At 52.7% G+C, this 21,271-nt stretch carries 20 protein-coding genes; 16 read left to right on the top strand and 4 right to left on the bottom strand.

Features of this window, described 5'->3' with window-relative positions:
* Positions 1-248 precede the first annotated feature (248 nt).
* Both ACTID9_RS26875 and ACTID9_RS26870 read left to right on the top strand, forming a co-directional pair.
* Positions 249-797: a DUF5317 domain-containing protein gene (locus ACTID9_RS26875; RefSeq protein WP_441068427.1), complete on the top strand. Its 549-nt coding sequence runs from the start codon at positions 249-251 to the stop codon at positions 795-797.
* The gene (locus ACTID9_RS26870; protein WP_441068425.1) at positions 781-2,118 is read left to right on the top strand and encodes an HD-GYP domain-containing protein; all 1,338 of its coding nucleotides are present in this window, start codon (positions 781-783) and stop codon (positions 2,116-2,118) included. Before ACTID9_RS26875 ends, ACTID9_RS26870 begins: the two co-directional genes overlap by 17 nt.
* Positions 2,119-2,136: 18 nt before the next feature.
* Here the strand turns inward: ACTID9_RS26870 and ACTID9_RS26865 are convergent, their stop codons facing one another.
* Positions 2,137-2,676, bottom strand: a complete 540-nt coding sequence (locus tag ACTID9_RS26865) for a histidine phosphatase family protein (protein WP_441068424.1) — start codon at positions 2,674-2,676, stop codon at positions 2,137-2,139.
* Between the two features lie 99 nt (positions 2,677-2,775).
* Here ACTID9_RS26865 and ACTID9_RS26860 point away from each other — a divergent pair, with 99 nt between their 5' ends.
* The 5 genes from ACTID9_RS26860 (at position 2,776) to ACTID9_RS26840 (ending at position 7,215) form a co-directional block, all read left to right on the top strand.
* Positions 2,776-3,198 (top strand): DUF4760 domain-containing protein, encoded by a 423-nt coding sequence (locus tag ACTID9_RS26860; protein WP_441068422.1) that lies wholly within the window; start codon positions 2,776-2,778, stop codon positions 3,196-3,198.
* Positions 3,199-3,376: 178 nt separating this feature from the next.
* Positions 3,377-4,573, top strand: coding sequence for an HlyD family secretion protein (locus tag ACTID9_RS26855; protein ID WP_441068420.1), 1,197 nt, complete (start codon positions 3,377-3,379; stop codon positions 4,571-4,573).
* Entirely contained in the window at positions 4,570-5,358 is a 789-nt protein-coding gene (locus ACTID9_RS26850) for an ABC transporter ATP-binding protein (protein WP_441068418.1), read from the top strand. The genes ACTID9_RS26855 and ACTID9_RS26850 overlap by 4 nt, the downstream gene beginning before the upstream one ends.
* Positions 5,355-6,494, top strand: a complete 1,140-nt coding sequence (locus tag ACTID9_RS26845; protein WP_441068416.1) for an ABC transporter permease — start codon at positions 5,355-5,357, stop codon at positions 6,492-6,494. The genes ACTID9_RS26850 and ACTID9_RS26845 overlap by 4 nt, the downstream gene beginning before the upstream one ends.
* Positions 6,495-6,531: 37 nt before the next feature.
* Positions 6,532-7,215, top strand: a complete 684-nt coding sequence (locus ACTID9_RS26840; RefSeq protein WP_441068414.1) for a TetR/AcrR family transcriptional regulator — start codon at positions 6,532-6,534, stop codon at positions 7,213-7,215.
* Here the strand turns inward: ACTID9_RS26840 and ACTID9_RS26835 are convergent.
* A complete protein-coding gene (locus tag ACTID9_RS26835; RefSeq protein WP_441068412.1) occupies positions 7,181-8,701 on the bottom strand; it encodes a hypothetical protein in 1,521 nt (506 codons plus the stop codon). The two genes, ACTID9_RS26840 and ACTID9_RS26835, sit on opposite strands and share 35 nt — an antisense overlap.
* Positions 8,702-8,864: 163 nt before the next feature.
* On the opposite strand from ACTID9_RS26835, the gene ACTID9_RS26830 reads away from it, so the two are divergent.
* Positions 8,865-10,124 (top strand): argininosuccinate synthase, encoded by a 1,260-nt coding sequence (locus ACTID9_RS26830; protein WP_441068410.1) that lies wholly within the window; start codon positions 8,865-8,867, stop codon positions 10,122-10,124.
* Positions 10,121-11,566 carry an argininosuccinate lyase gene (gene argH / locus ACTID9_RS26825; RefSeq protein WP_441068408.1) on the top strand — a complete coding sequence of 482 codons (1,446 nt, stop codon included), beginning with the start codon at positions 10,121-10,123 and terminating at the stop codon, positions 11,564-11,566. The genes ACTID9_RS26830 and argH overlap by 4 nt, the downstream gene beginning before the upstream one ends.
* Here the strand turns inward: argH and ACTID9_RS26820 are convergent.
* The gene (locus tag ACTID9_RS26820) at positions 11,518-11,781 is read right to left on the bottom strand and encodes a hypothetical protein (protein ID WP_441068405.1); all 264 of its coding nucleotides are present in this window, start codon (positions 11,779-11,781) and stop codon (positions 11,518-11,520) included. The genes argH and ACTID9_RS26820 overlap by 49 nt on opposite strands.
* Positions 11,782-11,974: 193 nt before the next feature.
* Between ACTID9_RS26820 and ftsE the strand changes: the two genes are divergently transcribed.
* The 5 genes from ftsE (at position 11,975) to ACTID9_RS26795 (ending at position 17,703) form a co-directional block, all read left to right on the top strand.
* Positions 11,975-12,661: a cell division ATP-binding protein FtsE gene (ftsE, locus tag ACTID9_RS26815; protein ID WP_441068403.1), complete on the top strand. Its 687-nt coding sequence runs from the start codon at positions 11,975-11,977 to the stop codon at positions 12,659-12,661.
* Positions 12,651-13,544: a permease-like cell division protein FtsX gene (ftsX, locus tag ACTID9_RS26810; RefSeq protein ID WP_441068401.1), complete on the top strand. Its 894-nt coding sequence runs from the start codon at positions 12,651-12,653 to the stop codon at positions 13,542-13,544. The genes ftsE and ftsX overlap by 11 nt, the downstream gene beginning before the upstream one ends.
* A 51-nt stretch (positions 13,545-13,595) precedes the next feature.
* Entirely contained in the window at positions 13,596-14,783 is a 1,188-nt protein-coding gene (locus ACTID9_RS26805; RefSeq protein ID WP_441068399.1) for a murein hydrolase activator EnvC family protein, read from the top strand.
* Positions 14,784-14,872: 89 nt separating this feature from the next.
* Positions 14,873-16,330 (top strand): S41 family peptidase, encoded by a 1,458-nt coding sequence (locus ACTID9_RS26800; protein WP_441068397.1) that lies wholly within the window; start codon positions 14,873-14,875, stop codon positions 16,328-16,330.
* Between the two features lie 128 nt (positions 16,331-16,458).
* Complete coding sequence (locus ACTID9_RS26795; protein ID WP_441068395.1) at positions 16,459-17,703, top strand: PDZ domain-containing protein; 1,245 nt, start codon at positions 16,459-16,461, stop codon at positions 17,701-17,703.
* A gap of 196 nt (positions 17,704-17,899) precedes the next feature.
* Here ACTID9_RS26795 and pdxK read toward each other — a convergent pair whose 3' ends face one another.
* Positions 17,900-18,715 (bottom strand): pyridoxine/pyridoxal/pyridoxamine kinase, encoded by an 816-nt coding sequence (gene pdxK, locus ACTID9_RS26790; RefSeq protein ID WP_441068393.1) that lies wholly within the window; start codon positions 18,713-18,715, stop codon positions 17,900-17,902.
* A gap of 171 nt (positions 18,716-18,886) precedes the next feature.
* Between pdxK and ACTID9_RS26785 the strand changes: the two genes are divergently transcribed.
* Complete coding sequence (locus ACTID9_RS26785) at positions 18,887-19,558, top strand: LytTR family DNA-binding domain-containing protein (RefSeq protein WP_441068391.1); 672 nt, start codon at positions 18,887-18,889, stop codon at positions 19,556-19,558.
* A gap of 139 nt (positions 19,559-19,697) precedes the next feature.
* Positions 19,698-21,218: an acetyl-CoA hydrolase/transferase family protein gene (locus ACTID9_RS26780; RefSeq protein WP_441068389.1), complete on the top strand. Its 1,521-nt coding sequence runs from the start codon at positions 19,698-19,700 to the stop codon at positions 21,216-21,218.
* Positions 21,219-21,271 lie beyond the last annotated feature (53 nt).

Genomic DNA, 21,271 nt, shown 5'->3' with positions numbered 1-21,271 from the left:
GCGACTTCCGCTGGCTGGAGCGCTTACCCCTAAACCGAGCAGCAAATAATTGGAAGGCAGCCGCTTCTTGAAGAGGTTGCTTTTTCGGCAGATGGGAAAGCGCAACGAAGGCTCCGCCAAAGGCTTGGCGGAGCCAAGTTTCTATAACAGATAAGTATGTGCAATAATCAAGGTTCCGCCAAAGAATCGGTGTAACCTGGTTTTTCATACAGATAGATAGATGAAAAAAAGAGGAGGAACATCCATAAATGTTGGACGTGGTAGTCGTTTCGTTTGTGATCGCCTTCCTTAGAGGGGGCCGGATTCGGGAGATGCCCCAGTTTCGCAGCTTGTGGGCGCTCGGAATCAGCATCCTTTTGCAAATAGGCTCCGCGTTTGTCGGCGAGTATGCCGGAGTGCTGGTCTCGATCTCGTACGTATTTACGCTATTGTTCTTCTATGGTAACCGCGAGCATGAGGACATGCGCATTTTTATGATCGGGTGGCTCCTGAATGCGTTGGTGATCTGGGCGAATTACGGCAGGATGCCTGTCGATCTGGAGCAGGCGACGAAAGTGCCTTTCCCATTGGAAACACTGATTGCCGGTACTGATTTCAAGCATGTGCTGCTCAATGAAGAAACGAATCTCCCGTTTCTCGCAGATTTCATTTACAAGCCTTTTTACTTTAAACGCGTCATCAGCATTGGCGATCTTTTTGTAATCTTGGGTACCTTCCTGCTCGTGCAACGCATCATGAATAAACCGCTATCTTTAATCCGCCTGCGAGAAGGTAAACACTATGCGCCAAAACATTAGCTTGCGACTTAAAGGAATATTTGTTACCGTCGGATTCCCGATTTTGGCGCTGCTCATTTTGCTCTATGTGATGCAAGACTGGGAGTCCAAAGAGAACCTGCAGATTTTGTTCATTTATACGCTTCTGACGGTAATCGTCTGTTTTGCTCCCATTCGTACCTATCATGCGGTACTAACCTTAAACAGCGCAATCATTCTCTCCGGCATTTTGCTGGAGGGAACGTGGTTGGGAACATGGTCAGCCATCCTGGAAAATATATTGCTGGCCTTTTTGTTCAAGGCGCATAAGAAAATGCTGCCGAATATCGGCCAATGGCTGGTCACGATCTGGATCGTCGGCTGTCTGAAAACGTGGCTGGATTCCTACAACATCCCCTGGATGATTGCCGACGTGCTGCTCATGTTCGTTTTCTTTGTGGCGAACACGGGACTATGCGCGATTCTCATCTCTCACTATGTCAACGTGTCGTGGTGGACCAAAGTCAAGGAAATGGTGCGGGGCGGCACAAGCGTCTACTTTTTGCTCATGATCATGGGGGATATCGGCGCAAGGCTGGTTGCGCATTTCGGCTGGCTGGCGATTTTGCCGGTTTCCATCGCTTTCTTGACGATCAACGTCGTGTTTCGCCAATATTTCAACGGGTTGATCAAGCTTGAAGAGAAAGTCGCTGAAGTGAACTCGCTCAATCATTCCTTCCTGACGGCGTTGGCGCACTCCGTCGATGCGAGAGATCCATACACGCATGGGCATTCGCATCGCGTAGCCTCCTTTGGGCGCGAGATTGCCAAAGAGCTGCACGCCTCGCAAAGATTTGTGGATGATGTGTATTTTGGCGGGATTTTGCATGATATTGGAAAGATCGGGATCGAGGACTATATTCTGAAAAAAGAAGGCAAGCTGACGGACGAGGAATATGAACGAATCAAGGAGCACCCTGTCATCGGCTATCAAATCCTGAAGCAGTCAGGCGTGTTCGAAGAGCTTTTGCCCGCGATCCGTTCCCATCATGAGCGGATTGACGGAAAAGGGTATCCCGATGGGTTGAAAGGGGAGCAAATTCCGCTGATCGCTCGCATATTGGCCGTAGCCGATGCGTTTGACGCGATGGTGTCTGATCGCCCTTATCGGAAAGGGATGCCGGTGGATGAAGCGCTCAATCGTATCGACGCTGGTGCTGGCACGCAATTCGATGTAGAGTTGGCCCGGGTGTTCGTCCAATACATAAAAAAATTGCCCCCTGATAAACTGGAGGCAATGATCCGTTCGGAGGGCCGCATGGCTACGCAAAACGAAGCGACATTGGAAGAGGTACTCGTGTAGGGGTACCTTTTTTGTTTTTCAAGCCCACATGCGCTCGATCTGCGTCCCGTCCGATGAAAAGCGCAAGACGTAGACATCGGGATTGGTGAGTGCTTTCCACTCGGCAAATCCATACCGGTCGTCGAAATGCTTGAGCAGCAAGGTCATCAGGCCGCCGTGGGTCACTACTGCGGTTGCCTCGGCATGGTGCGCAAGGATGTCTCGGATAGCTGCAGCGCCGCGCTGCATGGCGGTGCGGTTTGATTCGCCGCCTTCAAGGCACAAGTCCAAATCGTCGAATGATTGGGACAAAGGCGTAAGCCAATCATCGAGGGGAACGGACGATAGAACGCGTTCTGTCAACCGTGAGTCTGTCTCAACAGAGAGAGCTTTCCGCTGGGCGAACGGTTCGATGGTCTGGCATGCCCGCAAAAAGGGGCTGGAGACAATGCGCTCGATTGCCAATGGTTCCAGGAAGGAGGCGAGCTGTACCGCCTGGTCTTGTCCGGTCGCCGTCAAGGGCGCGTCGGGTTCTTGGCCGTGTGCCTGGCAATGTCTGATCAAATAAATACGTTTCATGTCGTTCCGTCTCCTCTTTGCCTTTTTCTTCCTGCTTGTCTGTATGTATGGCAGATGCGATACTACAAGTATATGACAAGATAAGGGAGGAAAAAAAGCATGGTGGTCCCTACTTTCCAGGACGCAGAAATCATCCTGCGCCTGTATGACCAATTCGAATCGGAACGCATTCGCGCGGCGCGGCGCTGGTTGAGCCAAGAAGTGACGGATGGAACCTATGAGCAGTTTCTGGAGAGATTCCCGGTCGGAAGTGACGGGTACATGAACTTTCAAACGCTGTATGGCTTTTTCGAAATGGTAGGCGTTCTGTTCAAAAACAGGCTTGTTCATCCCGACCTTTTGTTTGACATGTGGTACATCAATGGCATTTTCAGCAAACTGTATCCGATTATCGCAGGAATTCGTGAAGGCGGAGACGTGCATGTAGCGGAGAACTTTGAGAGTCTGGCGCTTGCCGAGCTGGAATGGATCGGCAGGGTGAAAGGAACCGAATACGTCCCCAACCTTCCGTATGCCAAATGAGTACATAGCGGTATCAACACCCGGATGATGGCCAAGAGGCTGCTTCCGGGTGTTTTTGTGTCTGAAATGCGGAAAGGGAGAGGATAGAAAAAGGGGATATACAAGTGAAAGGAAAGAGCATATAATGAGTTCAAAAAAGCGAGTGATTACTCACTTTTAATCTGGAGGGGGAATTATCATGATGCGACGGACCTTTTGGATCGGGGGGATTGCGGCCGCCTTGCTGGCACTGACAACAGGCTGCTCGTTTTCCCATCATGATGCGGCTGCCTTATCGGGGACGTTGGAAGCAGAAGAGCTGCCGGTGGTTGCGGAGGTAGGCGGCACTCTGCTGAAACTGGATGTGGATGAAGGAGCAGCGGTCAAAAAGAATGACGTCCTCGCCGTCATCGATGATAGAAGCTATGCGCTGGCCGTCAAAGAAGCCGAGGCTGCCTTGATGCAGGCCACCGCCCGATTGGAAGAAGCCAAAGCCGGGTCCCGCAACCAGACGCTGAAAAAAGGAGCGGCACAAGTCCAGCAAGCCGCATCCGCAGTGACAGTGGCACAAGCGCGCGTCAGACAGGCCAAGGCGAATCTGGATCGTGTGCAAGACCAGATGAATCAGGCGCAAAGCCAGCTGGAAGGCGCCAAGCAGACGCTCGCGTACCAGCAATCCCGCTTGCAGGATACAAATCGGCTGTTCGCAAGCGGTGCGGTTTCCAAGCGGGACCTGGACGCACAGGCCGAGGTTGTCAATCAGGCGCAAACCCAGGTGAACCAATTGAGAGCGCAGCTCTCCTCAACGCAGGCCCAGTATGCCGCGGCAAAGGAAGACTGGGAAGCGGCGCAGGCTACCGTCGGCACGTCAAAAGCGCAGATGGACAGCGCGCAGGCCGATCTGGCCTTGTTGCAGGAAGGAAGCACGGATTACAATCTGAAAGCGCTCTTGGCCGCACAGCTGCAAGCCCAGGCAAAGCTGGACGAAGCCAGGCTGCAGGAGGAAAAGACACAGGTGCTTGCCTCGGCTGACGGCTCCATCCTGCGCAAAAACGTTACGCAAGGCGAGCTGGCAAAAGCGGGTTCCACCTTGTTCACCATGATGAAAAAGGATCAGCTCAAAGTGAAGGTATATATACCGGAAGCTGAACTTGGCCAAGTGCATGTCGGGCAGAAAGTGACGGTAAAAGTCGATGCTTACCCGAATGAGCAGTTCCCCGGTGTCATTCGTTCGATAGCCGACAAAGCGGAGTTCACGCCCAAAAACGTACAGACCACAGCGGAGCGAACCAAAATGGTGTTCGCCGTCACCGTCGCCATGGAAAGCGGCTTCGACAAGCTCCGCCCCGGAATGCCTGCGGACGTATACGTGACAGAACAGGTGGGAGCGAAATGAGCGAGGTCGTGATTCGGTGCGAAAACTTGACGAAGGTGTTCCAGGAGCGGATCGCTGTCAATAACGTCTCCATCGAGATTGAAAAAGGGACGATTTACGGATTTTTGGGGCCGAATGGCTCGGGTAAGTCGACGACGATCCGCATGTTGTGCGGCCTTTTGGTGCCGACCTCCGGGAAGGGGGAGGTACTTGGGTTCGATGTGATGACCGAGAGTGAGGAAATCAAGCAGCGGATCGGCTACATGTCACAAAAATTCAGCCTGTATGAAGATTTGACGGTTGAGGAGAACCTTGATTTTTATGCCGGTGTGTACGGAATTTCCGGTGCCGAACTGGTGAAGAGGAAAGCCGAGCTGATCGAGATGGCGGGTTTGACCGGGCGGGAAAAACAGCTGGCAGGATCGCTGTCTGGCGGCTGGAAGCAGCGGCTCGCCCTCTCGTGTGCGCTCTTGCACCAGCCAGAGCTTTTGATTCTCGACGAGCCGACAGCGGGTGTCGATCCGGTGTCGCGCCGGATTTTCTGGGATGTGATCCATAAGCTGGCACGTGCAGGCATGACGATTCTGGTCAGCACGCATTACATGGATGAGGCCCAAACGTGCGATGCCATCGGGTTTATCTTTTTCGGCACGCTGCTGGCCCAAGGGACACCGCAGCAGTTGATCGAGCAAATGGGTGCGCACAATCTGGAGGACGTGTTCATCGGGCTTGTCGAGCAGGAGGAAGCAAAGCGGAAGGCGGCGAGAAACGCAGGCACAGCCAAGGAAAGGGAGGGGAGGGCATGAAGCATTTCAGTTGGTCGCGCTATCGTTCGATTGTCAAAAAGGAAGCGATCCAGATTCGCCGTGACCGTGCCAGCCTCGGCATTGCGCTGGTTATGCCGATCATGCTCCTGTTTTTGTTTGGGTATGCCGTCAATACCGATGTCGAGCACATCGCGACAGGCGTCTGGGATCAGAGCCACTCGGCGGACAGCCGCGAATTGGCACAAAACCTGGCCAACACGAACATTTTCGCGATCGCGACGTATGTGCAGAGCGATGACGAACTGGAGCAGCTGATCGATCAGGGCAAAATTGACGCAGGGCTGGTGATACCCGCCGATTTTGCCACGAAACGCGATCGCAATGAGCCGGTGGCCGTTCAGTTGCTGGTCAATGGCTCCGATCCCAACATCGCCAGGACAGCGGTGTCGAATGCGCAGCTGATCGTACAGAACAAAGCGATCTCCATTCAGGAGGCCAACATGCAAAAACAAGGCATGGGCAAGCTGGAGCTGCCGCTTTCCCTGGAATCGCGGGTGTTGTTCAATCCCAACATGGAAAGCATCGTGTTCAACATTCCCGGCTTGATCGGCCTGATCATGCAAAACGTGACCATGATCCTCACCGCTTTTTCGCTGGTCCGGGAGAAGGAGCGCGGCACGATGGAGCAGCTGATCGTCACGCCGATCCGCCCCCTGGAACTGCTCCTTGGCAAAATTACACCCTACGTCGCGATCGGCCTCTTTTCCTTTTGTATCGTGCTCTTTCTCGGAACGTACTGGTTCGGTGTTCCGGTAAAGGGAAGCATCCTGCTGCTCGTGCTGTTATCGCTGCTCTTTCTCATCACGACGCTTGTGCTGGGCATTTTCATTTCGACGATCGCCAAAACGCAGCTGCAGGCGATGCAGGTGGCTTTTGCCTTCATCCTGCCGAGCGTGCTTCTCTCCGGCTTTATGTTTCCGCGCGATACGATGCCGCTCGTGATACAATGGTTGGGTGGGCTCGTCCCGCTTACTTATTTTTTGGAAATCTTGCGCGGCATTTTTCTCAAAGGCGTGGATTTATCCGCGCTTTGGTTGGATACACTTGGCATGACGGCATTTTGCGTTGTGATGATCGTGATTGCCATGCTTCGTTTCCGCAAGCAAATCGACTAGGGAATATGGTCGAATGGGAGTTAAGGAGGATGCGAACGTGAGTGGGGATGCATTTGAAGAAAATATTCAAGTGTTTTTGAATGAGCTGAAAGATGAAGATGTCATGACAGCCAAGCAAAAAAGCATTTTGCAGGCGGCCATCAAGCTGTTTGCGGAGAAAGGGTTCCATGCCAGCTCGACGGCAGAAATCGCCAAGGAAGCGGGCGTGGCAGAAGGGACGATCTTTCGCCACTACAAATCAAAAAAGGACATCCTGATCGCAGCGGTAGCACCGATGGTCGTCAAAAGCGCGGCACCGTTTCTGCTGAAGGATGTCCGTACCATATTGCAGCCGCAGAAGGAGCAGCCGCTCGGCGAGGTGTTCACCAGCTTGTACAAAAACCGGCTGGCACTGCTGGAGGCCAATCGCGATCACGCCCGCATCCTTTTTCAGGAGGCGTTTTTCCATGAAGAGCTGCGCGATGCGATCATCAATCATGTCGGAAAGGTAGCCAAAAATCTGGCGCAGCAATTCATTGAAAGCAGAATCGCATCCGGCGAGCTGCGGCCGCTCCCGTCAGACATGATCGTGCGCGCATTCATCTCGATGCTGGCAGGCATGGTCATTTTCAAATCGGTCGACGTGTTTGACGACATCCCGATGCGTTCGGATGATGAGCTGATCGCGATGACCGTCGATATTTTGCTTAACGGGATTGCCAATCGTCCTGTTCAGTCGTGATTTCCCCCGTGACAGGGTTCATGTAGGTAGATTGGCTCGGGATCGCAGGGAGGTACACCAGTTTTGGCGACTCTTTCGGGTCAAGAGGCACGACGTAAAACAGCTCAAGCTTCAATTGTTTCAGATACATCGCTTTCGCCGTTTCCAGTGGAACGGCGTTTTTGTTTGCCGGAACTGTCGGTTGCTTGGTCTGCGGATCGTATTCAAAGCGTGAGATTTTGCCGCTGAACTTGTTTGCGATGATGCGAAGGAAACCGCTGCTGTCATTGAGAATGCCGTCTTTGGAAACAGGCTGCATCTCGATTTCGGTTTCATTGTCAGAACAGCTACGCAGCTTGATGGAGATCGACTCCACATCGGCAGGAAGATACTGCTGGGCAAATCGAATCCCGGCCGGAAGCGCTCGATCTGCCGCGCCGGATTCATCAGCGGGAGCGGACGCTTGATGGCGTCTGAGGGCAACGCTTTTGATCAGCCCGGTTTTGGGCACCGTGCGCACCTCGACCGATTGCACGTCTGTCGTGACGGCAGGGCCCCACGTGTACAGCTTGACGGTTTCGGCGCCATCCTTCTCGATGCTTTCCTTCAGTGGAAGCGTGCCAGGCTCAAAATCAAATGACGATGTGAGCAAGGTCATGGCCTCTGTCACGGTCTGTACGGTCAACGGTTTTGCAGCGGTGGATACAGGTTGTATGCCGACGAACCGATCTTGATGTGGATCAGCTGGCTCAGCGGCACCGGATACAGCATTGATTGCGTTTTTATACATAATTTTGTATGTATATTCGTTGTTTTTGGAAGCGGGGATGACTTCAACCTCTTTGGCAAACGCTTCTCTCGCTGTTTCCGGAGTAATGACCTTGAAGCGATTGGGGAAAGTGTCCTCTTTCGGCAGCTTGATGTCGCTCTGTTGGTAAGAGACAACATGACCTTCCCAGTCGACCCAAATGGTTGACCAGCCGTTTTGCAGCGGGATTCCATTCACTTTTTGATACACCTTTACCCCGAGCAAATTCTCCTTGTTGGTTTTCGGTTCTCCAACGATCAATTCGTCCGATATGGCATAGCTGCCTGGCAGCAACGAATCCGAGAAAGCGGCGGCAGCTTTTTTCGCCAGCGCTGCAGTGGGTGGGGCGGGCGACTGCCAATCAAGCGTTTTATACTCATATTGAACAATATCTCCACTTTTCTGCTCGAATACGATGTGAGCGGTAGCGGTCAGCTTTTGTCCCGAATCGGCTGCCAAATGGACGCTCCAGAGAGCAGGTCTGCTACCGGTATCCTCTTGAGCATTCACGTAGTTCAGTTGCAGTTTTTTCAACTCAGGCAAAGCATTTTTCAGATCATCGACACGGTCCAGCACACTTTGCGGCGTCTGCTCCGACAATGCGCTTATCCCGCCGGAAGCATCGGCGAATGCGCTCGCTGGCGCAAATGCCAGCATGTTTAGCACCATCGTACTCGCGACTACTTTCTCCCACTTCAAAATAAAACGCCTCCTTACCCAGTTAATTTGGAAGTATCAGGTAACGGTTACAAAAACAGTACGTTTTATCGGTAAAAAAGTAACAATTTTTCCTGTTGTATTTTTATTAACTCGAATGTATAATTACTCATATACATTCGAACGAAGTGAGGAGAAAACAAAAATGAGCAAAGAAAAAATCGTATTGGCCTATTCCGGCGGTTTAGATACATCTGTAGCAATCAAATGGTTGCAAGACACATACAATTTCGACGTTATCGCGGTAGCGTTGGACGTAGGTGAAGGGAAAGACCTGGATTTCGTACAGGAAAAAGCGTTGAAAGTAGGCGCCATCAAATCCATCGTGGTTGATGCGAAAGAAACGTTTGCACAAGAACTGGTTTTGCCTGCATTGAAAGCAAACGCGATGTACGAAGGCAAATATCCGCTCGTTTCCGCGCTGTCCCGTTACCTGATCTCCCGCGTATTGGTGGAAATCGCAGAGAAAGAAGGGGCGGTTGCAGTAGCGCACGGTTGCACGGGCAAAGGGAATGACCAAGTGCGCTTCGACTTGTCCTTTACCGCTTTGAATCCGAACCTCAAAATCGTTGCGCCTGTCCGTGAGTGGGGCTGGACGCGCGATGAAGAGATCGAATATGCAAAACAAAACAACATTCCAATTCCGATCGACCTCGACAACCCGTACAGCATCGACCAAAACCTGTGGGGTAGAAGCTGCGAGTGCGGCGTGCTGGAAGATCCATGGGCAGCTCCGCCAGAAGGCGCATACGATTTGACCAAATCCATCGCGGATGCTCCGGATGAAGCGGAAGAGATTGAAATCACGTTTGTAAAAGGCGTGCCAACCGCGCTGAACGGCGAGGAAATGCTGCTGTCCGATCTGATCCTGAAGCTGAACAAAATCGCAGGCAACCACGGTGTAGGTCGCATCGACCACGTAGAAAACCGTTTGGTAGGGATCAAATCGCGCGAAGTGTATGAGACACCGGCGGCTACAACGTTGATCCTGGCACACCGTGAGCTGGAATTTTTGACACAGCCTCGCGAAGTGGCGCAATTCAAGCCAATCATCGAGCAAAAACTGTCCCAAATCATTTATGAAGGCCTCTGGTATTCGCCAATCCGCAATGCGGTAGAAGCGTTCATCGAGGAAACCCAGCAGCATGTAACAGGCGTCGTGCGCGTGAAGCTGCACAAAGGCCATGCGATCGTGGTAGGCCGCAAATCCGAGCACACCTTGTACAGCCACGAACTGGCTACGTATGCAAAAGGCGATACGTTTGACCATAAAGCAGCGATCGGCTTCATCAAACTGTGGGGCTTGCCAACGAAAGTTCATGCGCAAGTGAACGAAGGCTACCTGCAAAAATCGTTCAAAACCAACATCAACATTGTTAAAGAAAAGGATGCGATTACCCAATGAAACTATGGGGAGGACGCTTCACAAAACCGACCAATCAATTGGTAGATGAATATACAGCCTCGATTACATTTGATCAGCAGATGTGGCGCCAGGATATTGTCGGCAGCCTCGCTCATGTCGCCATGCTCGGCAAGTGCGGCATCCTTCCTATGGACGAAGTGAAGCAAATCATCAGCGGCTTGAAAAAGGTGAAAGAAAAGATCGAGCGCGGCCAGGTGACATTCACGGTGGCGAACGAAGACGTCCATATGAATATCGAGAAGCTGCTCATCGATGAAATCGGCCCTGTCGGCGGCAAGCTGCACACCGGCAGAAGCCGCAATGACCAGGTGGCGCTGGATATGCACTTGTATCTGCGCGAAAAAATGATGGAAATCATCCAACTGGCCATGTACCTGCAAAAAGCGCTGGTGAACCAGGCGGAAAATCATCTGGATACCGTCATGCCCGGCTATACGCACCTTCAGCGTGCGCAGCCGGTGCTGCTCGGCTATCATTTGACCGCCTATGTATCGATGCTGCAGCGTGACATCGAGCGCTTGCAGGAGAGCTGGAAGCGCGTCAATGTGCTGCCGCTCGGAGCAGGTGCGCTGGCTGGGACGACATTCCCGATCGATCGCGAATTCGTTGCGGAAATGCTCGCTTTTGACGGGATTTACGTGAACAGCATGGACGCGGTGAGCGATCGTGATTTTATCGTGGAGTTCCTTTCCGCATCCGCGCTGCTGATGACGCATCTCTCCCGCTTGTGCGAGGAGCTGATCATCTGGAGCAGCCAGGAATTCAATTTTATCGAGCTGGATGATGCATTCTGCACAGGCTCGTCCATCATGCCGCAGAAGAAAAATCCGGACGTCGCCGAACTCGTGCGCGGCAAAACGGGCCGTGTCTACGGGAATCTGTTTGGTCTGTTGACCGTCCTGAAAGGCTTGCCGCTGGCGTACAACAAAGACATGCAGGAAGACAAGGAAGGCATGTTCGACACGGTCGCAACGCTGCACGGCGCATTGGCCCTCCTGACACCGATGATGGAAACCATGCAGGTACGCAAAGAGCGTATGCGCCAAGCCGTAACGAACGATTTCGCCAACGCGACCGATCTGGCCGACTATCTGGCTTCCAAAGGCTTGCCATTCCGCCAGGCGCATGAAGTCGTAGGCAAAGCGGTGCTGTACTGCATCCAAAACGGCAAATATTTGCTGGATTGCTCCCTGGAAGAATTCAAATCGTTCTCCCCGCTCGTCGAGGAAGACATTTACAACAGACTTGATGTCGACACAGTCGTCAACGCACGCAATGTACTGGGCGGCACCGCCCGCAACCAGGTCGAAAAACAAATCGCCACATTCCGCGAGAAGCTGGTCGTTACACAAGCATGGATCGATGCCAACAGTCAAAAAGTGATGATCGAATCGCTGATTGATGTAGGGTCGCCGGTATAAATAAGTAATAGGAAACCCCTTTCTGATAGAAGGAAAGGGGTTTTTGATGCTTTTTTCTCCATCCCCTTCAAGTGTTTTTTGTGGCCAGAGCAGCGGATTTTTGCAAAAAAGCGCGGCGCAGCCTTTGCCATGCCCGTCCCCACAGCCCCCAGCAGGCATGGCAACGGCGGAGCGGCGCTTTTTTGCAAAAATCCCCGATCGGCCACAAAAATCATCCCCTCCCCACTACTTTTTCGACAAAAAGATGAGAGATTTAGGGGATAACATTGACCTTTTTACGGTGGTATAATGGGAAGAACGGGCGCCAATTTGCGGAAAATGTCTGTTGTTTGCAACAAAAAGACGATGGGAAATGTCGAAAAGATTGCGATACATAGGAGAAATCTGAGTAGTTGGGAAGTGATTAGTTTGATCGAGATGTTTGATGTGTGGAAAACCTATCCCAACGGAACGAACGCGTTAAAAGGGATCAACGTCCGCATCGAAAAAGGGGAGTTTGTCTACGTCGTCGGTCCGAGCGGCGCAGGGAAATCGACCTTTATCAAGTTAATGTATCGGGAAGAAAAGCCAAGCAAAGGACAAATTTTTCTTGGCGGATTTAACGTAAGTCGAATCAAGGAACGACAAATACCGTCGGTTCGACGCAGCATTGGTGTCGTGTTTCAGGATTTCAAATTGTTGCCGAATTTAAGCGTGTTGGAAAATGTCGCCTTTGCGATGGAAGTCATCGAAGCGCCGCAAAAGATCATCAAGCCGCGGGTGATGGAAGTGCTTGGTCTGGTCAAGCTCAAACACAAGGCCAAAATGCTGCCGAACGAGCTGTCCGGCGGGGAGCAGCAGCGTGTCGCACTGGCGCGGGCTCTGGTCAATAATCCCGGCATCATCATCGCCGACGAGCCGACCGGTAACCTGGACCCGGAAACCTCCTGGGACATCATGAACCTGTTCGAAGAAATCAATAACCGTGGGACGACCATCGTGATGGCGACGCATAACCGCGAAATCGTCAACACCATGCGCAAACGGGTTATTGCCATCGAAGCGGGCGAAATCGTGCGCGACCAGCAGAGAGGGGAATACGGTTATGAAGATTAGAACGCTGGGGCGTCACGTGCGCGAGGGGATGAAGAATCTGGGCCGCAACGGCTGGATGACATTCGCCTCGATCAGCGCGGTGACCATCACCCTGTTTATTCTCGGAGTGTTCTTACTCCTGGCGTTCAACGTCAACTATATTGCGCAAACGATCGAGAAGCAGGTGGAAATCCGCGTGTTCGTCGATCTCTTGGCGGATAAGCCGGCTATTGAGCAGCTTGAAGCAAAATTAAAGGCATTGCCAAAAGTGGAAAGCGTCCAATACGTGTCCAAAGAGCAAGGCTTGGTCAACTTCAGGAAAAGCATGGGGGAAAAAGGATATTTGCTGGACGGCATGGAGAAGGAGAATCCGTTTCCCGATTCATTCGTCGTCAAAACCAAACAGCCGCAGGATACGGCGGAAGTCGCGCAGGCGATTAAAAAAATCCCGTCCATCACCGATGTGAATTACGGGGAGGGCACGGTCGAGAAGCTGTTTGTCACGACCCGAACGGTGCGCGACATCGGGATCGTCTTCATCGTCGGACTGGCGTTTACCGCGATGTTCCTGATTGCCAACACGATCAAGCTGACGATCGTGGCGCGCCGCCGCGAGATTGAAATCATGAAGCTGGTCGGTGCGACCAACTGGTTTATTCGTTGGCCTTTCTTTGTCGAAGGACTGATGATGGGCATGGTTGGCGCGCTCATTCCGATCCTGGTTCTGGGCTTCGGTTATCATTACCTTTTGAGTCTGGTCACCAATGGAAGTGTGATTCCGTTCTTCAAGCTGTTGCCGCTGTTCCCGCTGGGCTATCAGGTAGCGCTGTTGCTGCTGGCGATCGGTGCCTTCATCGGGATCTGGGGCAGTATGGTTTCCGTACGTCGCTTCTTGCGTGTGTAAACAAGTACGAAATAGCAGGTTTGTGAGACTGAACCTTTGGGGAGGAAGAGCATGAACAAGAAGGGGATCCTTTTGGCGGTTCTATCCAGCGCCATCGTGTGGAGCAGCTATCCGGCTTCGGTCGGGTATGCAAGCAAATCTTTGGACAAGATCAATCAGGAAATCAATGAAATAAAAAAGAAGAAACGATCGCAGCAGTCCGAAATCAACAAAATCTCCGGACAAATCAATGAAATCCAAAAGAAACAAGTAAATCTGAACAATGAGCTGATGGCGATCGATTTGCGTCGCAATGAGACGCAAGGACGGCTCGACAAGCTGGACAAGCAGATTGAGGAAACCACGGCCAAAGCGGTTCAGGCGCAAGAGCAGCTCGATGAAGCGGAGGAGCGCGTCGCGAAGCGCGAAACGATGCTCAAGACGCGCCTGCGCTCCATGTACGAGCGTGGCAACTCCACCTACCTGGAAGTGCTGCTCGGCTCCTCGGACATCGGCGACTTCCTCACCCGCCTGCAGGGTGTCCAGCTGATCGTCGAATCGGACACGCGCATTTTGGAAGACAATCTGAAAGACAAGCAGACGGTCGAAGCGAAAAAAGCCGAGGTCGAGAAGCATCTGAAAAACTACGAGAATATGTTTGCCGAGGCGGAAAATCTCAAAGCCGAATTGGACAAGCAGTACAAACAGAGCACGGTGATCAAGGCGGAGCTGCAAAAGCAGGAAAAAGATTTGCATGAAATTCAGGCAGAGGAAGAAGAAAAGCTGCTGGCTTATGCCAGAGAGGAAGCATCCAAATTGGCGGAGCGCTCCAAACTGCTTGCGGCAAGCAGCTACAGAGGCGGAGCACTGGGACTTCCGTTGCCACCAGGCAGCTTCCGTTTCTCGTCCGGGTTCGGGATGCGTACCGACCCCTTTACCGGAAAGTCGGCTGGGCACAACGGTCTCGACATGGCCGCGCCAAAAGGGACAAGCATTTTCGCGGCTGAAGACGGCATCGTGATCGTCGCCAGCTATGTGAACGGCTTTGGGAACTGCGTCATGATCAAGCATAACGAACATATCACCACATTGTACGGGCATATTCGTGAGGGCGGAATCAAAGTAAGTGCGGGACAAGCTGTGAAAAAAGGCCAAAAAATCGCGGAGGTCGGCTCTACAGGCCGTTCCACCGGTAACCACCTGCATTTTACAGTCTATAAGGATGACGTTGCGGTAGACCCGAGACCATATTTACAGTAATATGGGTAACACAAATATTGTGAACCGGGATTGCATAGAATAACTGCATATGTTTTTCACCCGGATTACAAAGGATGGTGTCAAAGAGCATGCGATGGACCGGACGTCAAGTTTTCGTGATGATTCTGCTCTCCATGGTCGTGAGCAGTTTGTTAACCTTCACACTCATCAGCAGCGGACAAGCCAGCCCGACAATGCCGGTTGCCGCACAAGCGAATGGTAACGGTACGCTGCCGAAAGCAGCAGCCAAGCTGAACGAAGCGTACCAGATCGTCAAAGGCAAGTTTATCGATCAGGTGTCCGATGACAAGCTGATCGAAGGGGCCATCAAAGGGATGATCGGTTCCCTGGATGACCCGTATACGGACTACATGGACCCGGAGTCGGCGCAGCAGCTGCAATCGATGCTCAATTCCACCTTCCAGGGAATCGGTGCGGAAGTGACGCTGAAAAACAATCGCGTCACGATCGTGTCGCCGTATAAAGGATCGCCTGCGGAGAAAGCGGGCTTGCTGCCGAATGACCAGATTCTCAGTGTAAACGGGGAGTCGCTGGATGGCCTCGATCTGAACAAAGCGGTGCAGAAGATTCGCGGTCCAAAAGGGACGAAGGCTGTCCTGAAAGTCATGCGCCCTGGCGTATCGGAGCCTTTCACAGTCGAGTGCATTCGTGACGACATTCCGATCGAAACGGTGTACAGCAAAACGATTGAAAAAGACGGCAAAAAGCTTGGTGTGTTGGAAATCGCGCAGTTCTCGGCAGAGACGGCCGATCATTTCGGCAAGGAGCTGAAAAAGCTGGAAGATCAACACATCGACGGCTTGATCGTCGACGTGCGCGGCAACCCTGGCGGTTATGTCGAAGCGGTCAGACAAATCGGCGAGATGCTGATTCCGAACAAAGGCGTCATCGTTCGCGTTGCCTACGGCGACAAGAGCAAGCCGGAAGAAGTCATCAAGTCGACGCTGGATAAACCGAAGCCGTATCCGATCGATGTGCTGATTGACGGCGGAAGCGCCAGCGCCTCGGAGATTTTGGCCGGAGCGATGCGGGAGAGCGGCGGCTACAAGCTTGTCGGGGAAAACTCCTTCGGGAAAGGAACCGTGCAAGCGACCGTTGAAATGCAGGACAAGAGCCTGATCAAGCTGACGATCGCCAAATGGCTGACACCGAAAGGCACATGGATTCATAAAAAAGGAATCGCGCCGGACGAAACGGTGAAGGAGCCAGACTACTTCAAGGTGACGCAGCTTCCGCAAGACCAGGTGCTGAAACGGGATATGAACAGTGCAGACGTGAAAAACCTGCAAATGATTTTGACCGGCTTGAAGCTGGGGCCTGTGCGTACGGACGGTTATTTCGATGAGAAGACGGAAGCGGCGATCAAGTCCTTCCAGGCATCGAAAAAGCTGACCCCGACCGGTCAAGTGGACAAAGCGACAGCCAATGCGCTGCAAGAAGCGATTGTCGCTGTGCTGAAAGATCCGGCAAACGACGTGCAGCTGCAAAAAGCGGCTGACGTGCTGGTGCAGCAATTGAAAAAGTAAATCCAATTTCTGCTAGAAGGGAATTGCTTTTCCGGTGTAGAAATGGTAACCGCGGGACGAATCGGACCGCGGTTTTTCTTTTGCGTATGGCGTTTCCGATTTTTTGAATACAGACAGGGGGTGAACGGATGAATGGTTTGGTAAGCTTTTTTCTGAATCCTGGGTTGTACCTGTTTATCCTTTTTATATATTTGCATTATCGCAAGCAGATGGCGTTTGAAAGGCAGCTTTTCTCCGCGCGAATCCAGACGCCGCTGATTCAAACGATGCGTTCGATCGGGATGGGCATCGTGGGCGGGCTGTTCGTGTCCGTCGTCTCGGTTGGTCTCGGTCTGGTCGTACGAGTGCAGGATATGTGGCTGCTGTCGGTGATTGCGCTGATTTTGGCGATGGTCCGGATTCGTTTTTTGTGTCTGGCCTACGCTTCCGGTGTACTGGGCTTGCTGCATATCATTGCCGGCTGGCTGCCGGAGCTTGTCCATGTGCAAGGGTTTGGAGCGGTTTGGCAGGTGCTGCTTGATGCAAAGCCGCTGCCGCTTTTGGCGCTGGCTGCGATCCTTCATTTGGCGGAGGCGTTCCTGGTGCGCTGGAATGGCGGAAAAGATGCGTCTCCTTTGTTCATGGAGGGGAAGCGGGGGCGGATTGTCGGTGTCTATGAGCTGCATTCCTTCTGGTTTACCCCGCTGGTGCTGCTCGTTGACGTTCCGACCGGCTGGAACGTAGGGCATTCGGCGTTGTTTCCCGGGTGGCCGCTGTTTTCGCCTGATGCGGCATCGTGGAGCCTTTTGCTGCTGCCGGCTGTCACGGGTTATTCCGATTTGACCAAAGCGATGCCCCCCAAGCAGAAGGCAGGCGAGATCGCTTCCCAGCTCGGCCTGTACTCCTTGCTTTTATTGGCATTGGTGTACGGCGCAAGCTGGCTGCCCGGTTTGCTTTTTCTCGCCGCCTTGTTTGCGCTGTTTGGGCACGAGGGCATGGTGTTTTACAGCAGATGGCGTGAAAATAAACTGCCTCCGTATTACATCCAATCGTCGCGCGGCATTAAAGTGATGGCGGTTCTTCCGAATACGCCCGCAGCGGAAATGGGGATTTTGCCGGGCGAGATTATCGTGAAGGTGAACGGCGTCGCCGTCAAGGAAAAGGCGCAGCTGTATCCGGCGCTGCAAGTGAATCCGGCGTTTTGCAAGCTGGAGGCGCTGACCCATGATGGCGAGATCAAATTTTTGCAGTGTGCGATTTATGCGGGCAGCCATCACCAGTTGGGGATCATCGTGGTGCCCGACGCGGCGACGCAATATTTTATCGATGTGCGCAAAAGCAGCGTGCTGCAGCTGATCAAGCAAAAGATGCAGAAAACCGACATCGGCGCATAGTCCGGGTGATCGGCGGGATTACGGAGGAGCAGCAGGCGTATTTATGCGTGGTCCGAACCGCCGTTTACGCTTGGCTGGCTGATCGAGGACGATGTCGTACATATGGAGCATCATCTCGAGCAAATTTTTGGGGAATGAGCAAACAAAAAGGACCGTGCAGGATGACTCCTGGCGGTCCTTTTGCATGTGAAGAAGACTACGCTTTTTCCACGTCGCGGTATGCTGCATGGTAAGTCGGGCCAACATATTGGTTAAGCGGGAAGGAGTGGCGGATCGCTTCGGTGATGAAAGCTTTCGCTGTCAAAATCGCGTCGCGTACCGGTCTGCCTTTTGCCAGCTCGGCCGTGATCGCTGCGGAATACGTACAGCCTGCACCGTGCGTGTAAGCTTTTTCGATGCGGTCGCTTTCCAGCAGTTCGAAAGTCGTGCCATCGTACAGAACGTCGACAGCGCGCTCATGCTGCAGCTTGCCGCCGCCTTTGACGAGTACGTACTTCGCGCCCAGTTCATGGATGATCGCCGCTGCCTCTTTCATTTCATCAAGCGTTTTTGGCGTGCCTTTTTGGCTCAATTGACCTGCTTCAAACAGGTTCGGGGTGACAACGGTCGCTTTCGGGATCAGCACATCGCGATAGCTGATCGCGGTTTCCGGATGGAGAGCTTCGTCAGCGCCTTTGCAAACCATGACAGGGTCGATGACGAGGTTTGGCATGTTCAGCTCTTCCATTTTGCGAGCGACGAGTTCGATCAGCTCGCTGGAACCAAGCATCCCTGTTTTGAAGGAATCGATGCCGATGCCGGAGACAACGGTTTCAATTTGCGCTTCAACCAGCTTTGTATCGATCGGGAATACATTATGAAACCAGCCGTTTGCCGGATCTTGTGCGACGATGACGGTCAAGGCGGTCATACCGAACACTTTGCGTTCTTGGAATGTTTTCAGGTCCGCCTGAATACCCGCGCCTCCGCTAGTATCGGAACCTGCGATTGTCAGGGCTTTATAGATTTTCATGTTAAACCTCCCTCAGATAGCCTGTCTACGCTAACAGATTATCGCAAAAAGCGTGAAAAGTAAATTCCCTGTGCAGAAAATTCTACTAAATAGATAGGAAATAGATTGGGGTTACTTTTTGGGCGATGAACAGGTTACTATAGAGAGAGAAGAATTGGGGGAGGGATCAGGATGGAGTTGACTTCTGTTCCTGTTATTGTCCAAGCTTTTAGCGAAATGTTGCCGCAACGCGTCTCGATCGCGATAACGGATCAATCCAAATATATCTATTACCAACCGAGTGAAAGCATCGACCTCAAAATCAAGCCGGGCGACCTGCTGCGGCAGGGGACCGTTTCGCTGCAGGCGCTGACCGAACGGAAAAAAGTCGCGCAATATGTGGATCGGGACGTGTTTGGCGTGCCGTATTACGGCATGTCCATTCCTCTTGTGATGCGTGGCGAGCTGGAAGGGTGCGTCACGGCGATTTTCCCGAAAATCATGCCGTGGGAAGAGGTCAAGCTGCCCAAGCACCGCTTTTTGATCGGCAAGGCGGAAGATCGCTGGGTGCCGTTTTCCTTTGAGCAGATCGCCTATATTTCCGCAGATGAGAAGAAAACATGGCTGCATACCAAAGACGGTCAGTATCGGAACAAATACAGCCTGGCTGAGCTGGATTTGATTTTGCCGCAAGACCAGTTCGTGCGGTGCCATCGTTCCTTTTTCGTCAACGTGAACGAAATCGCTGAAATTCAGCCGGATTTTCACTCTACTTTTATGCTGGTGATGAAGGATAACGCGCAAAGCCGTATTCCTGTCAGCCAGACGTACGCCAGCCAGTTTCGGGCGCGGTTAGGGTTTTAATCCGTTTTTATGCTGGCTCGTCGCCGATTTCGCTGGCTCGTCATCTTCAGCGCTGTTTTGTCGGCTTTGCGGTACTCCTGGGCAGAAGCTGTGTTATTTTTGTCAAAAGTACAAAAATGCGAATGGCAGGTGTGGGTAAATGTTATGTGAGCGCTTACGTGATCAACGTTACCAAGAGAGAATCGTGTCCGCCGAGGAGGCAGCAAGCTGGATTCACGACGGAATGACAGTTGGCCTAAGTGGGTTTACCCGGGCCGGAGATGCCAAAGCAGTGACAATGGCATTGGCAGAGCGTGCCAAACGGGAAAACAAGCCTTTTAAAATAAATGTATATACCGGTGCTTCCCTTGGGTCCGATGTGGACAAGGTGATGGCGGAAGCCGGGATTGTTCATAAACGATTGCCGTTTCAGGCGGATTCGGTCATGAGAAACAAAATCAACCAGGGAGAGATGTTGTTCGTCGATCAGCATCTGTCGCATACGGCGGAAGCGGTTCGGGCCCATGTGCTTGACCCGATCGATTTTGCCATCGTGGAAGCGATTGCAATTACCGAGGACGGGATGATCATCCCGTCCACGTCCGTCGGCAATTCCAGCGTTTTTGTGGAACAGGCCAAGGCGGTGATCGTGGAGCTGAATATGGCGCAGCCGCTCGCTCTTGAAGGCGTGCACGATATTTACGATTTGGAGGAGCAGGGCCAACGGGAACCGATTCCGTTGACTGCGGTGGATCAGCGCATCGGCCTGCCGGGCATTGAGGTCGATCTGGACAAGATCAAAGGCATCGTCATCACGAACCAAAAAGACTCCCCTTCGACGATCGTCCAGCCGGATCAGGAGACACAGCAGATCGCCAACCACTTGATCGCATTTCTGAAAGATGAAGTGAAGAAGGGGCGCCTGACCAACTCGCTCGCGCCGCTGCAATCGGGGATCGGCTCGGTCGCCAATGCCGTGTTCAACGGCTTCCTCGACTCAGACTTCACCGATTTGCAGGTATACTCCGAGGTGTTGCAGGATGCGGTGTTTGAACTGATTGATGCAGGGAAAATCACGTTTGCATCCGGCTGTTCGATCACCCTGTCGCCTGCCAAAATGGAAGAGGTGCTGGGGAATTTCGACCAATACAAAGACAAGATCGTGCTGCGTCCGCAGGAGATTTCCAACCATCCGGAGATCATCCGCAGGCTGGGACTGATCGCGATCAATACGGCGCTTGAAGTCGATATTTACGGCAATGTCAATTCCACGAACGTACTCGGCACACATATGATGAACGGCATCGGCGGCTCCGGCGATTTCGCCCGCAATTCGCGGCTCGCGGTATTCGTCACCAAGTCGATCGCCAAAGGGGGCCGCATCTCCAGCGTCGTGCCGTTCGTGTCACACGTCGACCATACCGAGCATGATGTGGACATCATCGTCACGGAGCAAGGATATGCTGACCTGCGTGGGCTGGCGCCGCGCGAACGGGCGATGCTCGTGATCGAAAACTGCGCGCATCCGTCGTACCGCCAGCAGCTGCGCGAGTATTACGAGGAAGCGCTGTCCCGTGGCGGACATACGCCGCATGTGCTGGAAAAAGCGTTTTCCTTCCACACCCGCTATCGGGAGGAAGGAACGATGCAGGAGCATGCGCTCGCGACCCCGGCAAGATAAGCAAACATGCACACAGAAACCTCTGCGATTTAAGCGGAGGTTTTTCTTTTTTG

The organism is Brevibacillus fluminis (assembly GCF_052072235.1).
In the GTDB taxonomy this organism is placed as follows: Bacteria; Bacillota; Bacilli; order Brevibacillales; family Brevibacillaceae; genus Brevibacillus_D; species Brevibacillus_D fluminis_A.
This window is presented reverse-complemented; position numbering and strand designations above follow the sequence as displayed.